This is a genomic window from Bradyrhizobium betae, from assembly GCF_008932115.1.
GTDB classification, from domain to species: Bacteria; Pseudomonadota; Alphaproteobacteria; order Rhizobiales; family Xanthobacteraceae; genus Bradyrhizobium; species Bradyrhizobium betae.
In genome coordinates this window covers 1,456,051-1,473,095 of record NZ_CP044543.1, presented here as the reverse complement: position 1 = coordinate 1,473,095, position 17,045 = coordinate 1,456,051, and the positions used below count along the sequence as shown (strand labels likewise).

Sequence of the window (17,045 nt, the reverse complement as noted above, 5' to 3'; positions counted from 1 at the left end):
GTTTTACGTGGGGTCCTGTTAACGGCTGTTTGCAATTATGTGCGTAATCCTACTGCATAAGAACCAGCCAGCATTGTTGGAATGACCGCCGTCCCATAGCTCATCGTAGCGATCGCGGCGCAGTTGACTGGCGCGTGCCAGGTATCATGGGGATTTGTCGTGATGTCGAAATTATCGATCGCCTTCAAGCTTCTGACCGTGTTGTCGGTCCTCGTGCTCTCGCTCGCCGGCGTCGGCGTGACGGCGATCGGCACCATGCAGAGCATCAATTCCCATACCGTCGAAATCGCCGAGAGCTGGCTGCCGAGCGTGCGTGCGCTCGGCTCGATCCGTGCGGATGTCAACGAGCTGCGCGTCGCGCTCCGCCTGCACCTGATGCAGGATACGGCTGAAGGCAAGGACGCCGCCGAAAAGCGCCTCGCCTCGTTGCAGGCGCGCATCGACCAGACCCGCAAGGTCTACGAGCCGCTGATCACCTCTGCCGAGGAGCGCTCGCTCTATGGGCAATGGGCCAAGGCATGGGCCGAGTACATGGGCGGCGTGCAGGAAGTGATGGCGCTGTCGCGCAAGAACATCGGCCGTTTCCCGACCGACGCCAACGAGATGTTGCAGACCAAGGTCGCCAAGATGGCCCAGGCTGCTGATCCATTCCTCCAGAAGGGCATCGAACTCAACAACCGGGGTGCCGAGCTTGAGACGAAGCAGGCGGCCGACAGCTACGCCACGATCTTCCGCGTGCTGGTCGGCATCATCGTGCTTTCGGTCGTGATTGCGATCGGTGCCGCCTATTATCTCGTGCGTGACGTCTCGCGCGGTATCGCCTCCATCATCAAGCCGATGCAGTCGCTCGGTGAGGGCGACCTCTCGGCCGAGGTGCCGCATCGCGGCGAGAAGACCGAAATCGGCTCGATGGCCGATGCGCTCCAGATCTTCAAGGAGGCGCTGATCGCCAAGCGGGCCGCGGACGAGGCCGCCGCGGCCGATGCCGAAGCCAAGATCGAACGCGGCCGCCGCGTCGACGCTATCACCCGCAAGTTCGAAACCATGATCGGCGAGGTCGTCGGGACCGTGTCGTCTGCCTCGACCGAGCTCGAGGCCTCTGCAACGACGCTGACCGGCACCGCGCAGCGCGGGCAGGAGCTCGCAACCGTCGTTGCGGCCGCGTCCGAGGAAGCCTCAACCAACGTCCAGGCCGTGGCGTCCGCCTCGGAAGAGCTGTCCTCGTCCATCACCGAGATCAGCCGCCGCGTGCAGGATTCGGCGCGCATGGCAGCGGAAGCCGTGCAGCAGGCGGCGCGGACCAACGACCGCGTCAACGCGCTGTCGCAGGCGGCCTCCCGCATCGGCGACGTCGTGGAGCTCATCAACACCATCGCGGGCCAGACCAACCTGCTGGCCCTGAACGCGACCATCGAGGCGGCGCGCGCCGGTGAAGCCGGCCGCGGCTTCGCCGTCGTCGCCTCCGAGGTCAAGGCATTGGCCGAGCAGACCGCCAAGGCGACCGGAGAGATCGGCACGCAGGTGTCGGGTATCCAGTCCGCGACGCAGGAATCCGTCAGCGCCATCCAGGAGATCGGCGGCACCATCGAGCGGCTGTCCGAAGTGTCCGCGGCGATCGCCGCCGCGGTCGAGGAGCAGGGCGCGGCCACGCAGGAGATCTCGCGCAACGTCCAGCAGGCCTCGATCGGCACGCAGGAGGTCTCGGCGAACATCACCGACGTGCAGCGCGGTGCGATCGAGACCGGCGAGGCCTCGAGCGAGGTGCTGTCGGCGGCGAAATCGCTGGCGACCGACAGCACGCGCCTCAAGGTCGAGGTCGCGCAGTTCCTGGAGTCGGTCCGCGCGGCCTGATCTCAACCGCTGGTCTGCGGTGCCGGCGGCGGAGCCTGCCGCCGGAACAGTATACGCTGGTAGAGCCAGCCGATCGCGACCAGCACGATGCCGAGGCACATGAAGGACAGCGCCCGGTAGACGCCGGTCAGCGTCGACATGTCGATGACGAACGCCTTGAGGATCGTCAGCGCGATCACGGCTGCGGACGCGAGCCGCGCTCGCTCCGAGTTGACGAGAATGCCGACGCCGAGCAGTACCACGCCGAAGCCGAGCCAGCCGATCGAATAGCTGTATTGCTCCGCGCCCGTGGTCGGTCCGGTCGAGAGGATCGGGCCGTGATGGAAGCGGCGGATCTCCAGCGTGACATAGGCGAGCGCGAACAGCAGCGCGCCGCCCGCAATCGTGTTGGCGTAGACCTTGCCGCGCTGGCCAACCACCGCGTAGGAGAGCAGCAGCATCAGCGCCGCCGGCAGCGCATAGCCGAGCAGCAGCAGGTTGAACACCGCGCCGCCGACATCGACGCGCCAGATCAGCGGGTTCTCCAGGATCAGGAGGCCGAACACGCTGATCAGCCCGGCGATCGCGGTGAGCGCGACCGCGCCGACATTGTGAACGACGCTATGGCTGCGCAGCCGCAGCCGCTCCAGCCCGATCGCCATCGCGAGCATGACGCAGACCTGCAGCGCGCATTCGAGCAGCGACGGGGCGTCGGCCATGTGGCCGCCGGTTGCAAAGTGACGGATCTCCATGAACGCCAGCAGCGCGGTGAACAGGATCGCGGCGGTCTCGACCACGCGCAGCGTGGGATCGTCGCCTTGGCGGCGCAGGAAGATGCTCGCGCCCCAGAATGAGGCCGCCGGCAGGCCATAGCCCCACAACAGCCAGTTGAAGATCGGCGTCGTGCCGACGGCGTCGCCGACGATGCGCGGATCATAGCCGATGCGCGCGGTGACGATCGCTGCGAAGACGGCCGCGAGCCGGCGCAGCACCGGGATCGGTCGCTGCATCGAGATCCATGCGGTGCCGAGCGACATCAGCGCCAGCGCGATGGTGAGCCAGCCCTTCTCCAGCGCGAAGGTCAGCGCCAGCGCCAGCGCGCCGAGGGTGCCGGTCGCGAACAGCGCGACGGAGGTCGTGGCCCCCGGCCGATCTTCGCGGCGTGCGAGAGCTTCGGTCGCAGCGCCGAAGGCCGCGGCGAGCAGCACCGCAAGGATGGCGAATGGGATTGAGCGGTCGAGATGGGCGATGCGCGCGTAGAGCGCAACCAGGATCGAGATCGGCGTCGCCACCGCCGCCGCCGACCATACCACCGGAATGATCGCGGAGTTCGAGCGGCCCTGTGCGAGGAAGCCCGCGATACCGAAGCCGGCAGCGAAGATCGCGGCCATCACCAGATGCAGCGTCACCGCGCTGTCGGTCGCGACCGGTCCAACGCCGGGCAGCGGGCCGCCCGGCAGCACCAGCATGTCCGGATTGGCGCGTACCGCCCATTCTGCGAACACGACGAAGACGGTCGCCGCGGCCGCGCCGAGCGCGCCGGTAGCCGCCGGTGCGCGCCAGGCGACGAGCAGCGTCGCACCGACCAGAAGCGCGAAAGCGATCAACGCCAGATCCGCATGATCGCTCGACAGCACGATCAGCATCGCGCCGAACAAATAGGCGCCGAGCGAACTCGACGACACCGGCTCGATTTCACCGTCCTCGATGGTTGGGCCGAACATGAAGCCGCAGACGACGAGCAGCGCGGCGAGCACGAAGCCCGCGATCGCATGGAAGGCGTGCGGCGCCACCTGCAGGTCGCCGGTGTCGAGGCCCGGGAAGATCCAGAGCACGGCGAAGACGATGGTGGTCACCGCCAGCCAGCGCCACAGCCGGATGCCGGCGAGGCCGAAGCTCGCGGCGGTGACGATGGCGAGATAGATGTACAGCGCCCAATAGTCCGGCTTGCCGCTGGAGACCAGGATCGGCGTCACGAACGCGCCGACCACGCCGAGACCTGCCAGCGCAGGCCCGTGCAGGAGCGCCGCGGCCAGCGTGGCCATCGCGACGATGCCGAGCAGCACGAAGGCGGTGGCGGGCACGAGGAAGCCATAGAGCGCGTAGGCCGCATAGATGGTCGCGAACGCCACCGCCGTTCCGGCCGCGGTGAGGATCGCGGGGATGTTGGCGATCGGCAGCGCCGCGATGTTGGAGATGCTCTCCTTGCGTCGCGACCATTCGCCGGCACCCAGCAGCGCCAGCGCGAAAAGTCCGCCGAGGAACACGCGCACGCCGGGGCCGACGAGGCCGGCCTCGATCGAATAGCGCACCATGAAGAAGCCGCCGAGCGCGAGCGCAAGGCCGCCGATCCACACCACCCAGCGCGTGCCGAGCCGCTCCTCGAAGCCGGGCGCGGGTGCGGGCAGGGGCGGCGGCGCAGCAGCCTCCGTGCTCGCTGCGAGCGCGGGCGGCGAAACATCCTCGGTGACGAGCGGAGGCGGCGCCGTCTCGACCTCCGGCGCTAGCGGGGCTGGCTCCGTGGCCGTCGTGGCGGGCGCCTCCGGCTGAACCTGTGCCGGCATCAGCGGCGGCGGCTGAACCACCCGCCGCTGCGCGTAAAACATCTCTTCGAGCGCGTTCAGCTTGCGGCGCAGCTCGGCCGCCTGGCTGGAAGCCTTGATCGCGATCAGGACAGCGACGATCGCAATGATCAGTGCAAAGACGTCAAACGGGCCGTCGAACATGAAGCCTCCAGGCAACCGGCGGGCAGGGGCCGATCACGCATATCTTTCGGGTTAGCGCCGGGAGCGCACGCGCAAGCCCGGCGCGGGCCGCTCCTGGAGCACGTCGCGGCGGAAGCGGTAGAGCGCAGCCGGCCGTCCGCCGGTCTGTGTCGACATCACCCCGGTCGGTTCGACCAGGGCTTCCATTTCGACCAGGCGGCGGAAGTTCTGCTTGTGCAGGTGCCGGCCGGAGATCGCCTCCACCGTATACTGCAACTCAGTGAGTGTGAATTCGGCGGGCAAAAGTTCAAACACCACAGGACGATACTTCAGCTTTGCGCGCAGTCGCGCGATCGCGGTGGCGAGAATCCGGCGGTGGTCGAAGCGCATGGAAGTGCCGAGGAGCGGAAGCGCCTTGCGCGCTAATGCCGCAGGACGGCCGTCGCGCCGCGCCTCCTCGATCAGGCCTGCCTCGTAGAGCAGCTCGTAGCGGTCGAGCACGCGCTCCTCGTCCCAGGGCGCGCCGTCGAGGCCGAAGTAGAAGCGCATGCGATCCTTGCGCGGCAAGGCGCGCGTGGTCTCGGGTGTCTCCTGCTCGGCCCAATCGGTCAGCGCCGGAATGATGTCGCGCGCGATGATCGCGGGCGGCTCCTCGCGCCAGTCCTCCCAGGGAAGGAAGCGATACCACGGCTCGAAGCTTGCCCCCGTCGCCGCGAGCTCGCCACCGACGGCGCGCGTCAGCGCGAGATAGCCGATCGACACCATATGCGCGCCGGTGTCTCCGGCCTCCGCGTGCCGGCCACGGTCGCCGAAGGTGTAGAGCTGCTCGACATAGCCGAGCCGCAAGCCTGCCTGCGCCTCGACCCAGGCGCGCAGGCCGATCTCGAAGGTGCGGTGCGTCAGCGCGTCGAACGGACCGAACGGCAGGCCGGCCAGCCCGTCACTGCCGCGCGCCGTGAGGATCAGCGGCTCATGATCCTCGATCGCAACGATCGCGGCGGTCAGGCCGATCTCGATCGGCGTGAGGAGCTTGTCGCTCATTCAGCTGAAGGTCGCAGGTGTTGCCACAAACCCGTCATGCCCGGGCTTGTCCCGGGCATCCACGTTCTTCGTGCTGCGGGAAAGTTCGTGGATGGCCGGGACGAGCCCGGCCATGACGCCGTACCTGCGTTGTGGCGGGCAGCTGTCATTCGAGCTCGATCAAGAACGGGCGGCCCTCGACCATCATCGCGCCCGGGCCCATCTCGTCGAGCGCGCGCAGCATCCGGCCGTTGCGTCCCAGCGCGCGGTCGGCGAGGCCGACGATGCGCCGGTTCGGCGAGGCGATCGGGGAGGCCGCGCGGATCTTCTTCGCGATCTCGATTTCGTCGCGATCCGGATTGAGCGCGCAGACGGCCGCGAACGCGCTCGCGGTGGAGCGGCTGATGCCGGCATAGCAATGCACCACCAGCGGCGCATTGCGGTCCCAGCCGCGCACGAAGTTCAACACCTGGTCGATATGGTTCTCTGACGGCGCGGTGAAGCCGTCCATCTCCTCGGTGATGTCGTCCATCGACACCTTGAGATGGTTGGCCGGCAGCACCGACACCGGCCGCGCCACCTGCTCGACATTGGCCATCACGGTCAGCACGTGGCTGGCCCCGGTGAGGCGGACGGTTTCGGGCAGGGCGGCAAGGGAGCAGACGTGGATCATGAGGGGACCTTTTTGACGGCGATTATAGCGGTCGCCCGTAGGGTGGGCAAAGGCGCATCGCGCCGTGCCCACCATTTCGCACCGCGTGCGCCTTGCTTAAGTTGGTGGGCACGCTACGCTTTGCTCACCCTACGAGACCTACGCAAACACCGCGCCAAACCGCTCCAGAAACTGCTTCTCGGCCCGCGCGGCGGTCCAGGGCGTGAGATAGTCGCGCCGGACGCTGTCGGAGAGGCCGGGATCCCTGCCGAACAGGCGCTTGGCCTCGGCATCGCTGAAGCCGGCAAGCTCGGTGGCCTCGAGGTAGGCCGCGCCGCGATCGGCCGCCTTGATGGCGTGGGTGATCTCGTCGGGCAGCTCCGGCGGCAGGCCGAAGCGGATGTGGATGGCGCCGAGCAGGCGCTTCTCCACCGCCTTGTAGTGGCCGTCGAGCACGGCCTTGAACGGCGAGATCATGTCGCCGATCACGTATTCGGGCGCATCGTGCAGCAGCGCGGCGAGCCGCAGGCGCTGATCGGCGCGCGGCATCTCGTGCCGCAGCACGGTCTCCACCAGCAGCGTGTGCTGCGCGACCGAGAAGATGTGCGCGCCGGTCGTCTGCCCGTTCCAGCGCGCGACGCGCGCCAGCCCATGTGCGATGTCGGCGATCTCGACATCGAGCGGCGAGGGATCGAGCAGGTCGAGCCGCCGGCCCGACAGCATGCGCTGCCAGGCGCGGGTGTCCGCGCCGCGTGCCGCCTTCTTCGCGCTCATTTGACCTTGAGGCGCTGCTTGCGCTGCGTCTTGCCGCAGCTCGCGTGGCAATGGCAGTCGACGAGATGGTCGTTGACCATGCCGGTCGCCTCCATGAAGGCATAGACGATGGTCGGGCCGACGAATTTGAAGCCGCGCGACGACAGCTCCTTGGAGATCTGCACCGAGAGCGGCGTCGATGTCGGCACGCTCGCGGTGGTCTTGAACTGGTTGACCTTGGGCCTCCCGTCCATGAAGTCCCACAGCAGCTTCGAGAAGCCCGGCCCCTTCTCCATGATGTCGAGATACGACTTGGCGCTGAGGATTGCGCCGTCGATCTTGGCGCGGTTGCGCACGATGCCGGCATCGTTCATCAGCGCGTGCACCTTCTTGTCGTTGTAGCGCGCGATCTTCTCCGGCTGGAAATCGTCGAAGGCTTTGCGGAAATTGTCGCGCTTGCGCAAGATCGTGATCCAGGACAAGCCGGCCTGGAAGCCGTCCAGGATCAGCTTTTCATAGAGTGCGCGGTCGTCATATTCCGGCACGCCCCATTCGGTGTCGTGATAGGCGACATAGAGCGGATCTTCGCCCGGCCAGGGGCAACGCGTCTTTCCGTCGGCATGCAGGCGGGGGGCACGGCTCATGCGATGGGTTGCTTCGTCGGAATGCGTACGACCTCGGGTTCGGCGAGCGTCAAGGCGAGGCCGCCGGCAGTGAGCGGCTGGCCGGCGTCGAGCGCGTCGGCGACGCGATCGATGCGCACCAGTGCGATGCCCTTGCCCTGCGCCGACGAGCCCATGGTGCCGACCGGCTTGTCGCCGGCGAGAATGCTGACACCGGCCTCCGGCGAGAAGTCGTCGAGCAGCACCTTGACGCTGCGGGTGCGCGCGGTGCCGCGATGCTGCATGCGCGAAACGACCTCCTGGCCGACATAGCAGCCCTTGTCGAAATCGACGCCGGCGAGACGGTCCATGTTGGTCTCGTGCGGGAAGGCATCGCTGTAGGTGAAATCGAGCCCGCCGCGCGGCACGCCCAGCGCAATGCGATGCGCCTCATAGGCGGCCGCATCGACCAGCTCCGCGCCGATCAGGTCGGAGAGCTTCTGCTTGAGATCTTCGGGGATCAGGATGCGCGTGCCGAGTTCCGCATGGCGCGGATCGGCGAAGGCCAGATCCGGCTGGGCCGCAGGCGTGCCGTCCCAGGCCGCGAGCACGCCGAGATCGTCGGAGAGGTTTTCCACCGTGACCTTGGCGCGAAGCTTGTAGAATTTCAGCTTGGTGGCGAGGCCGTCGGCGAGCGCCTTCGGGCAGTCGATCAGGAACCCGCCGCCATGGCCGGCGGGCGCTTCCGTGATCAGGAAGTCCACGATGATCTTGCCCTGCGGCGTCAGCAGCGCGCCGAATCGCCCCAGGCCCGGCTTGAGCTTGTCGAGATCGGTCGTGATCAGGCCGTTGAGGAAGTTGCGTGCATCCTCGCCCGCGACCTTGACCACGCCCCGGTCGGGAAGAAACGCTGATTTCATGCGAAAATCTCTTGCGACATGGTGCTCCGGAACGTAAGCCCGCGAGGCATAAACGACAAGACCTCAAGCCCCGCGCTTGGGGACGAGAGAGGCCTTCAGCCATGACCCAGCGCTTCGACGTGATCCTCAAGGGCGGCACCGTCGTCAACCAGGACGGCGAGGGTGTTCGCGATATCGGCATCGCCAATGGCCGTATCGCCGAGCTGGGCCCGCTGTCGCAGGCCTCCGCCGCCGAAGTGATCGACTGCAAGGGCCTGCACATCCTGCCCGGCGTGATGGACACGCAGGTGCATTTCCGCGAGCCCGGGCTGGAGCAGAAGGAAGATCTCGAAACCGGCTCGCGCAGCGCCGTGATGGGCGGCGTCACCGCCGTGTTCGAGATGCCGAACACGGCGCCGCTCACGGTGACGGAGGCTACCTTCACCGACAAGGTGAAGCGCGCCCATCATCGCATGCACTGCGATTTCGCCTTCTTTATCGGCGGCACCCGCGAGAACGTGCAGGACCTGCCCGTGCTGGAACGCGCGCCGGGCTGCGCCGGCGTCAAGGTGTTCATCGGTTCCTCGACTGGTGCGCTGCTGGTGGAGGACGATGAGAGCCTGCGCCGCATCTTCCAGGTGATCCGGCGCCGCGCCGCGTTCCACGCCGAGGACGAGTACCGCCTCAACGAGCGCAAGCCGCTGCGCATCGAGGGCGATCCGCGCTCGCATCCGGTCTGGCGCGACGAGACCGCGGCGCTGATGGCGACGCAGCGTCTGGTCAAGCTCGCGCACGAGACCGGCAAGCGCATCCATGTGCTGCATATCTCGACCAGGGAAGAGATCGAATTCCTGCGCGACCACAAGGACGTCGCCTCCTGCGAGGCGACGCCGCATCACCTGACGCTGGTCGCACCCGAATGCTACGAGCGGCTCGGCACGCTGGCGCAGATGAACCCGCCGGTACGCGGCGCCGATCACCGCGCCGGCATCTGGCGCGGCATCGAGCAGGGCATCATCGACGTGCTCGGCTCCGACCATGCCCCGCATACGCTGGAAGAGAAGTCGAAGACCTATCCGGCATCGCCCTCCGGCATGACCGGCGTGCAAACGCTGGTGCCGCTCATGCTCGACCACGTCAACGCCGGCCGCCTGTCGCTTGCGCGCTTCGTCGACCTCACCAGCGCCGGCCCTGCGCGTCTCTACAACATGGCCTGCAAGGGCCGCATTGCCGCAGGCTACGACGCCGACTTCACGGTCGTCGATCTCAAGCGCAGCGAGACCATCACCAACAAATGGGTCGCGTCCAAGGTGGGCTGGACGCCCTATGACGGCGTCCGCGTCACGGGCTGGCCCGTCGGCACCTTCATCCGCGGCCGCCGCGTGATGTGGCAGGGCGAACTGGTGACGCCGTCGCAAGGCGAGCCGGTGCGGTTCCTGGAGACGCTGAAGCAGTAGGCGCTGCTGCTCTTTAAACCGTCATCCTGATGTGCGCGCCATGCGGTGCCTTTGCACCGCATGGCAAGCCTCGAAGGAAGAGCGGCCCCGCTGGTGGCCGTCGCCCTTCGAGGGCCGCTGAAGAAGCGGCCACCTCAGGGTGACGGAGATCGTGAGCATATGACGGGAGACATCCAATGAGTCGGAATGCCCTCATCACCACCGAGCAACTCGCAGCCATCCTCGGCGATCCCAATCTCCGCCTCTACGACTGCACGACCTACAACGAACCTGTGCCACCCGGCAGCGAGGTGCCCTATCGCGCGGTGCCCGGCGACAAGACCTTCGCAGCCGGCCACATCCCGGGCGCCGACTTCCTCGACCTGCAAGGCGAGTTCTCCGACAGTTCGGCGGAGCAGTTCTTCATGATGCCCGGCGTGGCGCAGCTCGAAGCCGGCTTCGGCCGCCACGGCCTCGATGCATCCAAGACCATCGTGCTCTACAGCATCGGCACGATGATGTGGTCGACGCGGTTCTGGTGGATGCTGCGCTCGCTCGGTGTCGACGCGCGCGTGCTCGATGGTGGTTTCGACAAATGGAAGCAAGAGGGGCGGCCGATCGAGACGGGCGCACCGAAGGGCTATCCGGCCACGACCTTCAAGGCCGCGCCGCGCGCGGGCTTCTTCGTCGACAAGACCGCCGTGAAGGCGCGCATCGGCGATCCCTCGACCGTGACCGTCAACGCGCTTGGGCCGCAGTTTCATCGCGGCCTCGAGCCGAGCCGCTATGGCCGGCCCGGCCGCGTTCCCGGCAGCGTCAATGTTCCGGCCGCATCGCTCACCAATGCCGACAAGACGCTGACGAATCTTGCCGATGCTGAAGCCAGCTTCGCGGCCCAGGGCGTCACGCGCGACAAGACCGTGATCTGCTATTGCGGCGGCGGCATCTCGGCGACGATCGACCTGCTGCTGCTGACGCAGCTCGGCTACGACAAGCTGACGCTGTATGACGCCTCGATGGGGGAGTGGGCGAGAGATCCGGCGCTGCCGATCGAGACAGATTAGGGAACTCGCTTACCCTCCCCCTCCAGAGGAGAGTAGGAAGAAAGTCGGGAACCTTTATCGCAGGCCTGCATCCAATGTCCGGAACGAATGGAAACAGGTGACCATCATGCAGCGGACCGCAGCCGGCCTGTCCGCCGGCGCCAGAGCATCGGAAGCCGAACTTGTCGACCGCGCACGGGGCCGTGACGAGGCCGCACTGCGCGAGATCATGCAGGCCAACAACCGCAGGCTCTACCGTCTAGCGCGCGGTATCCTGCGCAGCGACAGCGAAGCCGAGGACGTGGTGCAGGAAACCTATGTCCGGGCCTTCACACATCTGGACGGCTTTCGCGGCGAGTCCGGGCTCTCGACCTGGCTGTCCCGTATTGCCATCAACGAGGCACTTGGCCGGGCGCGAAGCCGCAAGCCGCATGTCGAGCTCGGCGCGCTGCCGGAAGAGGCGCTCGACGCACAGATCATAAAATTTCCCGTTTCTCCCGCAGGCGATCCGGAAAGGACCATGGCCCAACGTGAAATCCAGCGCGTCGTCGAACGCGCAATCGACGAACTGCCGGATGTGTTCCGCATGGTCTTCGTCGCGCGCGTCATGGAGGGGATGAACATCGAGGAGACCGCCGATCTGCTCGGCGTCAAGCCCGAGACCGTGAAGACGCGGCTGCACCGTGCGCGCAACATGCTGCGCGAGAACGTCGAGAAGGAGATCGGCCCGGTGGTGATGGATGCGTTCCCGTTCGCCGGGTGGCGCTGCGAGCGGCTGACCGTATCAGTGCTGAAGCGGCTCGGCAGCGGCGGCTGAAGTTTTTCGGGAACGTTTGCGCGAAGATCCCATCCAATGCCTGTGAAGCAACGCCGGCAAACCGTCCGGCAGCACAGGAGTTTCAAACATGTTCACCCGATGGAGCGCGGCGCTCGCCGCGGCAATTCTGTTGTCGAGTCCCGCGCTGCTTCGGGGCGCCGGCGCAGCCGACAAGCCCACCGATCCGCAGATCGCTCACATCGCCTACACCGCGGGCGTGATCGACATCAACGCGGCCATGCAGGCGCAGAAAAAGGCCAAGAACAAGGACGTCAAGGCGTTTGCAGAGGACATGCTGCGCGACCATGAGGCGGTCAACAAGCAGGCGCTGGCGCTGGTCAAGAAGCTGAACGTTACGCCCGAAGACAACGATACCAGCAAGGCGCTGTCGAAGCAGGCGAGCGACAAGCTGGCTGAGCTCGACAAGCTGAGCGGCGCGGCCTTCGACAAGGCCTATGTCGCGAACGAGGTCGCCTACCACAAGGCGGTCAACGGCGCGCTGGAAACCCAGCTCATCCCGTCCGCCGGGAATGCCGAGCTCAAGAGCCTGTTGCAGACCGGCCTGAAGATTTTTCAGGGCCATCAGCAGCACGCCGAGCATGTCGCGGCCGAGCTGAAATAGGGGGTGTGGGATGAAGCCGGGACGCCTCGCTTCGATCGCGCTTGCGGTCGTCTTGCTGTCGATCGTCGTCCCGGCGCGCGCCGGGACCATTCAGATCACAATGGAAAATCTCGTGGTCTCACCGGCCGAAACGTTCGCGAAGGTCGGTGATACCATCGAATGGATCAACAAGGACGTGTTCGCGCACACTGCCACGGCGAAGAACGGCGATTTCGACGTGATGCTGCCACCGAAGAAGTCGGCGACGTTTGTTCTGAGGAAGGCGGGAACGGTCGATTATTACTGCCGCTATCATCCCAACATGAAAGCGACGCTCAAGGTCGCGCCGTGAGGGAGAAGGAAGCGCATTCCCGATGGTAGCGGGAATATGTCCCGGTCATCGCGAGACTAATGCTTGTCCGGGGGAGGCGGCTTCCGTGCGAAAAACGCTGCAGACTTCGCGAACCAGTTCGCCAATCCCGTTCGCCAAGTCATTCATCCGTAGACTGGCCCCGCCCGTGTGGCGGGGTCATTTTCGAGACGGCGCTTATTGCCGGGAGATGTCGACGGAGAATTCGCCGTTGCGGATGCGGCCGGGAAAACCCTCGACGAACTTCGCCACCGCGTCCTCGCCATAGGTGCCGACGAGCTCGGCGAGCGCCGCGAACAGGCTCGCCTGCGCCAGGCAGTCGCCGTCGACGCCGTCATGGCGCGCTTCGGCCCAGGCCTCGTTGAGATAGCTCAGTGCGGCCTGTTTCTGCTCGTGGTCGGGCAGCGGCGCGCGGGCGGGGGCGTAGGAAATCGGCTGGCTCATGAAACTCGATCAGGGCTGGGGCGCGATCCACGGCGATGCGCTGTACCAGAGGTGTAGCACGCGCATTAACGACCGCTAGGCCACATCTTTAGGAACGGTTAATGGCGGTGGACAAAGACGATGACAGGGTTCCCGTGGCGCGGCCGCATCGACCTGCTCTCGTCATTCCGGGGCGCGACGAAGTCGCGCGCCGGAATCCATCGTGCCACTAACTCTGCGGCCTGATGGATTCTCAGATGCGCAATTGCGCATCATAGCTCGCGCTGCGCGCGCCCCGGAATGACGGAGAGAGATTAATTCGCGTAACGCGCCGTGAGATCCCGCGAGATCTTCGAGCCTTCCTCGATGTAGCGGCGGATCGCCACCGTCGCCGCCGGCGTGCAGCTCCGGTAGGTCTGCTGGAAGCCGTTATAGCCGCGGTTGAAGCCGGCGATCATGCGGGTGCGGCGCTCGCCCGAGGGGGTTTCGGCATCGATCAGCGCCTGCATCTCGTTGCGCCATTTGTTGCCCTCGTTGGCCCCGCAGATGCCGCGCAGATAGTGCAGCCCGCCGAGGATCTCCGCCAGCCGCTGCAAATCGCCGTCAAACGGCGCCGCCACGCCCTGGGCCCTCGCGGGCTCGGAGGCGCAGGCGAGAATCAGGACAAAAATGGCCAGAAATCGCGTGGACATCGGCGGGCTGTATGCCCCCTCAGGACTGATGACGCAAGGCGGAGCCGTCAGGGCCCGATCAGCCGGTGGGCTGACTGGATGACCTCCTCCAGCCCTCCGGTGAGCTTGAGATCGCCGAGGTCCGCCAGGGCGTCCGGGGCGATCCAGCGGTGGTCGTCGAGCTCGTCGTTGAGCGCCGGCTCGCCGGCCACCCAGCGGGCGGCAAAGGACATGATCAGATAATGGCCGGCGCCGGCCGTGGCCGGCAGCACCTCGCGCCAGCCGGCAAGGCCGACGATCTCGATCTTCAGCCCGGTTTCCTCGTCGACCTCGCGGCTCAGTGCCTGGTGCAGCGATTCGCCGAACTCGACCCGGCCGCCCGGCAGCGAATAAAACCCCTTGGCGGGCGAGCGGGCGCGGCGGGCCAGCAGCACCTTGCCACCGCGAAAGATCGCGGCACTGACCGCGAGCTGGGGACGGGCGGGCTGGACGACCGGAGGCACGGCTCAATTCGCCATGATGGTATCGACGTCGGCGTCCGCGCCGCCATGGATGACGCCGCCGCAGGCCGCGATCAGCGGCTGGACCCAGAGGGTGGCCTGCTCGGCGAGCTTGACGCGAGTCTCGTCCTTCTCGACCTCGCGCATGGCTGTGCCGACCGCGGTCAGGATCGAGTGCAGGGTCTGGGTGATGTTGTCGAACTGGGCCCGTACGGACGGTTCGGCCTTCTCATAGGCTTCAATTGCCAGATCCCGTGCCTTGAAATTCGACGCCGTGAAATGCTCGGCATAGGACAGCGGCGTCCAGGTCAGGAAGTCTTCGGCGCATTCCGGCATGTCGGGAATCATTTCGAGCAGCATCACGGCTTCGTTGAAATGATTGAGATAGTCCGTGGCAAGCCCGGTCCGCGGGTTGATGTTGGCCACGCGCAGCCGCTCGGCCCAGGCCGCGGCCTCGGGGCCCGTCCTTGCATGCGTCGCGGGTTGGGAGGCCGTTGAGCTCATCTGCTGCAGTGTTAACGTTCGGGGTTAAAAGGACCTCAACGGACCCTATATTGGCCCCAGGATGTGTGGACGCTTTGTCATAACTTCGGCCCCCGCGGCTTTAAGGCAACTGTTCGGCTATATCGAGCAGCCGAACTTCCCGCCCCGGTACAATGTCGCCCCGACACAACCGATTCCGGTCGTTCTGGTCGAGAACGGCACCCGCCATTTCCGGCTTATGCGCTGGGGCCTGTTGCCGAGCTGGGTCAAGGACCCTCGCGGATTTACATTATTGATCAACGCCCGTTCCGAGACGGTGCTGGAGAAGCCGGCGTTCAAAAACGCGATTCGCCGGCGCCGCGGCCTGATCGCGGCCGACGGCTATTACGAGTGGAAGGCGGAAGACGGCCGCAAGCAGCCCTATTTCATCCATCGCGCCGATGGCACGCCGCTCGGCTTCGCCGCCTTGTTCGAGACCTGGGCCGGACCGAACGGCGAGGAACTCGACACCGTGGCGATCGTCACGGCGGCGGCGAGCGAGGATCTCGCCGCGCTGCATGACCGCGTGCCCGTGACCATCAGCCCGCGCGATTTCGAGCGCTGGCTCGACAGTCGCGGCGACGAGATCGATGCGATCCTGCCGCTGATGACCGCTCCGCGCATCGGCGAATTCGCCTGGCACCCCGTCTCCACCCGCGTCAACCGCGTCGCCAACGACGACGACCAGTTGCTGTTGCCGATCAGCGCGGAGGAGATGGCGGAGGCAATGAAGCCGAAGAAGGTCGTGCGGAAGACGGCGGGATCGGCCGATGACGGGCAGGGGTCGTTGTTTTAGCTGCGTGCGTCTTGGGCAAGCTGGCGCCATTTACTCCGCGGTCATCCCGGACAAACGAAGCGCAGATCCGGGATCCCAAGCCACAGGGCGGAGTTTGGCGACGACTCGTCGTTATCACCTCGCGCCATAATCGCTCCCTGTGGTTATAGATCCCGGGCTCGCGCTACGCGCGCCCGGGATGACGGGAAAATGCGAAGCGCTGCCTTCACACAATCTCCCGTTCCCGCAACCCCGCGATCTCCTTTGCATCGAACCCCAACTCGCCCAGCACCGCATCCGTATCCGCGCCCAGCTCCGGTGCCATCCGGTCGAGCCTGCCGCCGCCATGCGCGAGCTTGAAGCCGCTGCCGGCGAAGCGCAGCCGGCCATAGGGCGTATCCAGTTCCTGGATCGCGCCGCGCGCCTTGATCTGGGGATGATCGATGACCTCCTCGACCTTCCAGATGCTGGCGCAGGGCGCGCCGGCGTCTTCCAGAATCGTTTCCCACTCGCGTGCGGGCCTTTTCGCCAGCGCCGTCTCGATGATGGCACGCAGCGCCGGCTCGTTCTCGTTGCGCGAAAACCAGTCGGCGAAGCGCGGATCGGACAGCGCGTCCTCGCGGCCGAGCGCGGACATCAGCGCGCGGTATTGCTTCTCGTTGTTGACGGCGAGCAGAATGTGGCCATCGCCGCATCTGAACAAATTCGCCGTGGTCCGGCGGCTCACCGCCTGGTTGCCCGACAATTGCTGGCGGTGACCGGCGACCGACCAGTCCGCGATCTGCCCGGAGAGAAACGCCATCGTCGCCTCCAGCATGGAGACGTCGACGAACTGACCCTTGCCGGTGCGGTCGCGCTGGTACAGCGCGCTCGACACGCCGAACGCGGCCGTGGCGCCGGAGAGCACGTCGCACACCGCAAAGCCCGCGCGCGTCGGACCCGTTTCGGGATGGCCCGTGATCGCCATGATGCCCGACAGCGCCTGCATCTTGCCGTCATAGCCGGGCCGCAGGCGGTCCGGGCCGGTCTGGCCGAAGCCCGACACCGCGCAATAGATCAGCTTCGGATTGATCGCCGAGAGCGCCTCGTAGCCGATGCCGAGCTTGTCCATCACGCCCGGGCGAAAATTCTCCATGACGATGTCGACCTGCGCGGCAAGCTTCTTCACGATCGCAATCGCATCAGGCTTTTGCAGATCGAGCGTGAGGCTGCGCTTGTTGCCGTTGATGGCCTGGAACGCCGGCGCAAGCCCGCGCTCGGCCCATTCGCGGCTGAGCGGCGTGCGGCGCATGTCCTCGCCCTCGCGCCGCTCGACCTTGATGACATCCGCTCCCAGCAGGGCGAGCTGGTAGCTCGCATAGGGACCGGCCAGCACTTGCGTGAAGTCCAGGATCTTCACGCCCTCGAACGGTCGCGTCACGTCGCT

Annotated in this window: 18 protein-coding genes; 7 read left to right on the top strand and 11 right to left on the bottom strand. The window is 66.3% G+C overall.

Going from position 1 to position 17,045, the window contains the following annotated elements:
* The first annotated feature begins 162 nt into the window (after positions 1–162).
* Positions 163–1,851 (top strand): methyl-accepting chemotaxis protein, encoded by a 1,689-nt coding sequence (locus F8237_RS07130; protein ID WP_162005910.1) that lies wholly within the window; start codon positions 163–165, stop codon positions 1,849–1,851.
* A gap of 2 nt (positions 1,852–1,853) precedes the next feature.
* On the opposite strand, the gene F8237_RS07125 is transcribed toward F8237_RS07130, so the two are convergent.
* The 6 genes from F8237_RS07125 to ygfZ all read right to left on the bottom strand — a co-directional run bounded on the left by F8237_RS07125 (position 1,854) and on the right by ygfZ (position 8,482).
* Positions 1,854–4,556 carry a DUF2339 domain-containing protein gene (locus F8237_RS07125; RefSeq protein ID WP_151643204.1) on the bottom strand — a complete coding sequence of 901 codons (2,703 nt, stop codon included), beginning with the start codon at positions 4,554–4,556 and terminating at the stop codon, positions 1,854–1,856.
* 51 nt (positions 4,557–4,607) lie between these two features.
* A complete protein-coding gene (locus tag F8237_RS07120; RefSeq protein WP_151643202.1) occupies positions 4,608–5,576 on the bottom strand; it encodes an NUDIX hydrolase in 969 nt (322 codons plus the stop codon).
* Positions 5,577–5,721: 145 nt separating this feature from the next.
* Positions 5,722–6,228, bottom strand: a complete 507-nt coding sequence (locus tag F8237_RS07115; protein ID WP_151643200.1) for a tyrosine phosphatase family protein — start codon at positions 6,226–6,228, stop codon at positions 5,722–5,724.
* Positions 6,229–6,366: 138 nt separating this feature from the next.
* Positions 6,367–6,981: a YfbR-like 5'-deoxynucleotidase gene (locus tag F8237_RS07110; RefSeq protein WP_151643198.1), complete on the bottom strand. Its 615-nt coding sequence runs from the start codon at positions 6,979–6,981 to the stop codon at positions 6,367–6,369.
* Positions 6,978–7,604, bottom strand: coding sequence for a DNA-3-methyladenine glycosylase I (locus tag F8237_RS07105; RefSeq protein ID WP_151643196.1), 627 nt, complete (start codon positions 7,602–7,604; stop codon positions 6,978–6,980). The genes F8237_RS07110 and F8237_RS07105 overlap by 4 nt, the downstream gene beginning before the upstream one ends.
* Entirely contained in the window at positions 7,601–8,482 is an 882-nt protein-coding gene (ygfZ, locus tag F8237_RS07100) for a CAF17-like 4Fe-4S cluster assembly/insertion protein YgfZ (RefSeq protein WP_151643194.1), read from the bottom strand. Before ygfZ ends, F8237_RS07105 begins: the two co-directional genes overlap by 4 nt.
* A gap of 101 nt (positions 8,483–8,583) precedes the next feature.
* On the opposite strand from ygfZ, the gene F8237_RS07095 reads away from it, so the two are divergent.
* From F8237_RS07095 to F8237_RS07075, 5 genes are all read left to right on the top strand, one after another.
* Entirely contained in the window at positions 8,584–9,918 is a 1,335-nt protein-coding gene (locus F8237_RS07095) for a dihydroorotase (RefSeq protein WP_151643192.1), read from the top strand.
* Positions 9,919–10,094: 176 nt separating this feature from the next.
* Complete coding sequence (locus F8237_RS07090) at positions 10,095–10,961, top strand: sulfurtransferase (RefSeq protein WP_151643190.1); 867 nt, start codon at positions 10,095–10,097, stop codon at positions 10,959–10,961.
* A gap of 106 nt (positions 10,962–11,067) precedes the next feature.
* A complete protein-coding gene (locus F8237_RS07085) occupies positions 11,068–11,757 on the top strand; it encodes an RNA polymerase sigma factor (protein ID WP_151643188.1) in 690 nt (229 codons plus the stop codon).
* An 88-nt stretch (positions 11,758–11,845) separates the two neighbouring features.
* Positions 11,846–12,379 carry a DUF4142 domain-containing protein gene (locus F8237_RS07080; RefSeq protein WP_151643186.1) on the top strand — a complete coding sequence of 178 codons (534 nt, stop codon included), beginning with the start codon at positions 11,846–11,848 and terminating at the stop codon, positions 12,377–12,379.
* Between the two features lie 10 nt (positions 12,380–12,389).
* Positions 12,390–12,710, top strand: coding sequence for a cupredoxin domain-containing protein (locus F8237_RS07075; protein ID WP_151643184.1), 321 nt, complete (start codon positions 12,390–12,392; stop codon positions 12,708–12,710).
* Positions 12,711–12,905: 195 nt separating this feature from the next.
* Here the strand turns inward: F8237_RS07075 and F8237_RS07070 are convergent, their stop codons facing one another.
* The 4 genes from F8237_RS07070 to F8237_RS07055 form a co-directional block, all read right to left on the bottom strand.
* Complete coding sequence (locus F8237_RS07070) at positions 12,906–13,172, bottom strand: hypothetical protein (protein WP_015687891.1); 267 nt, start codon at positions 13,170–13,172, stop codon at positions 12,906–12,908.
* A 293-nt stretch (positions 13,173–13,465) separates the two neighbouring features.
* Positions 13,466–13,843 carry a TIGR02301 family protein gene (locus F8237_RS07065; RefSeq protein ID WP_151643182.1) on the bottom strand — a complete coding sequence of 126 codons (378 nt, stop codon included), beginning with the start codon at positions 13,841–13,843 and terminating at the stop codon, positions 13,466–13,468.
* A gap of 47 nt (positions 13,844–13,890) precedes the next feature.
* Positions 13,891–14,325, bottom strand: a complete 435-nt coding sequence (locus tag F8237_RS07060) for an NUDIX hydrolase (protein ID WP_151643180.1) — start codon at positions 14,323–14,325, stop codon at positions 13,891–13,893.
* 3 nt (positions 14,326–14,328) lie between these two features.
* Positions 14,329–14,826, bottom strand: coding sequence for a hypothetical protein (locus tag F8237_RS07055; RefSeq protein WP_015687888.1), 498 nt, complete (start codon positions 14,824–14,826; stop codon positions 14,329–14,331).
* A 61-nt stretch (positions 14,827–14,887) separates the two neighbouring features.
* On the opposite strand from F8237_RS07055, the gene F8237_RS07050 reads away from it, so the two are divergent.
* The gene (locus F8237_RS07050; RefSeq protein ID WP_151643178.1) at positions 14,888–15,640 is read left to right on the top strand and encodes an SOS response-associated peptidase; all 753 of its coding nucleotides are present in this window, start codon (positions 14,888–14,890) and stop codon (positions 15,638–15,640) included.
* A 205-nt stretch (positions 15,641–15,845) separates the two neighbouring features.
* Here the strand turns inward: F8237_RS07050 and F8237_RS07045 are convergent, their stop codons facing one another.
* Complete coding sequence (locus F8237_RS07045) at positions 15,846–17,039, bottom strand: CaiB/BaiF CoA transferase family protein (RefSeq protein WP_151643176.1); 1,194 nt, start codon at positions 17,037–17,039, stop codon at positions 15,846–15,848.
* Positions 17,040–17,045: the final 6 nt, after the last annotated feature.

Excerpts from the sequence above, each read along its gene's own strand:
- F8237_RS07130 (WP_162005910.1), top strand. The coding sequence starts at position 163 with ATGTCGAAATTATCGATCGCCTTCAAGCTTCTGACCGTGTTGTCGGTC.
- F8237_RS07125 (WP_151643204.1), bottom strand. The coding sequence starts at position 4,556 with ATGTTCGACGGCCCGTTTGACGTCTTTGCACTGATCATTGCGATCGTC.
- F8237_RS07120 (WP_151643202.1), bottom strand. The coding sequence starts at position 5,576 with ATGAGCGACAAGCTCCTCACGCCGATCGAGATCGGCCTGACCGCCGCG.
- F8237_RS07115 (WP_151643200.1), bottom strand. The coding sequence starts at position 6,228 with ATGATCCACGTCTGCTCCCTTGCCGCCCTGCCCGAAACCGTCCGCCTC.
- F8237_RS07110 (WP_151643198.1), bottom strand. The coding sequence starts at position 6,981 with ATGAGCGCGAAGAAGGCGGCACGCGGCGCGGACACCCGCGCCTGGCAG.
- F8237_RS07105 (WP_151643196.1), bottom strand. The coding sequence starts at position 7,604 with ATGAGCCGTGCCCCCCGCCTGCATGCCGACGGAAAGACGCGTTGCCCC.
- ygfZ (WP_151643194.1), bottom strand. The coding sequence starts at position 8,482 with ATGAAATCAGCGTTTCTTCCCGACCGGGGCGTGGTCAAGGTCGCGGGC.
- F8237_RS07095 (WP_151643192.1), top strand. The coding sequence starts at position 8,584 with ATGACCCAGCGCTTCGACGTGATCCTCAAGGGCGGCACCGTCGTCAAC.
- F8237_RS07090 (WP_151643190.1), top strand. The coding sequence starts at position 10,095 with ATGAGTCGGAATGCCCTCATCACCACCGAGCAACTCGCAGCCATCCTC.
- F8237_RS07085 (WP_151643188.1), top strand. The coding sequence starts at position 11,068 with ATGCAGCGGACCGCAGCCGGCCTGTCCGCCGGCGCCAGAGCATCGGAA.
- F8237_RS07080 (WP_151643186.1), top strand. The coding sequence starts at position 11,846 with ATGTTCACCCGATGGAGCGCGGCGCTCGCCGCGGCAATTCTGTTGTCG.
- F8237_RS07075 (WP_151643184.1), top strand. The coding sequence starts at position 12,390 with ATGAAGCCGGGACGCCTCGCTTCGATCGCGCTTGCGGTCGTCTTGCTG.
- F8237_RS07070 (WP_015687891.1), bottom strand. The coding sequence starts at position 13,172 with ATGAGCCAGCCGATTTCCTACGCCCCCGCCCGCGCGCCGCTGCCCGAC.
- F8237_RS07065 (WP_151643182.1), bottom strand. The coding sequence starts at position 13,843 with ATGTCCACGCGATTTCTGGCCATTTTTGTCCTGATTCTCGCCTGCGCC.
- F8237_RS07055 (WP_015687888.1), bottom strand. The coding sequence starts at position 14,826 with ATGAGCTCAACGGCCTCCCAACCCGCGACGCATGCAAGGACGGGCCCC.
- F8237_RS07050 (WP_151643178.1), top strand. The coding sequence starts at position 14,888 with ATGTGTGGACGCTTTGTCATAACTTCGGCCCCCGCGGCTTTAAGGCAA.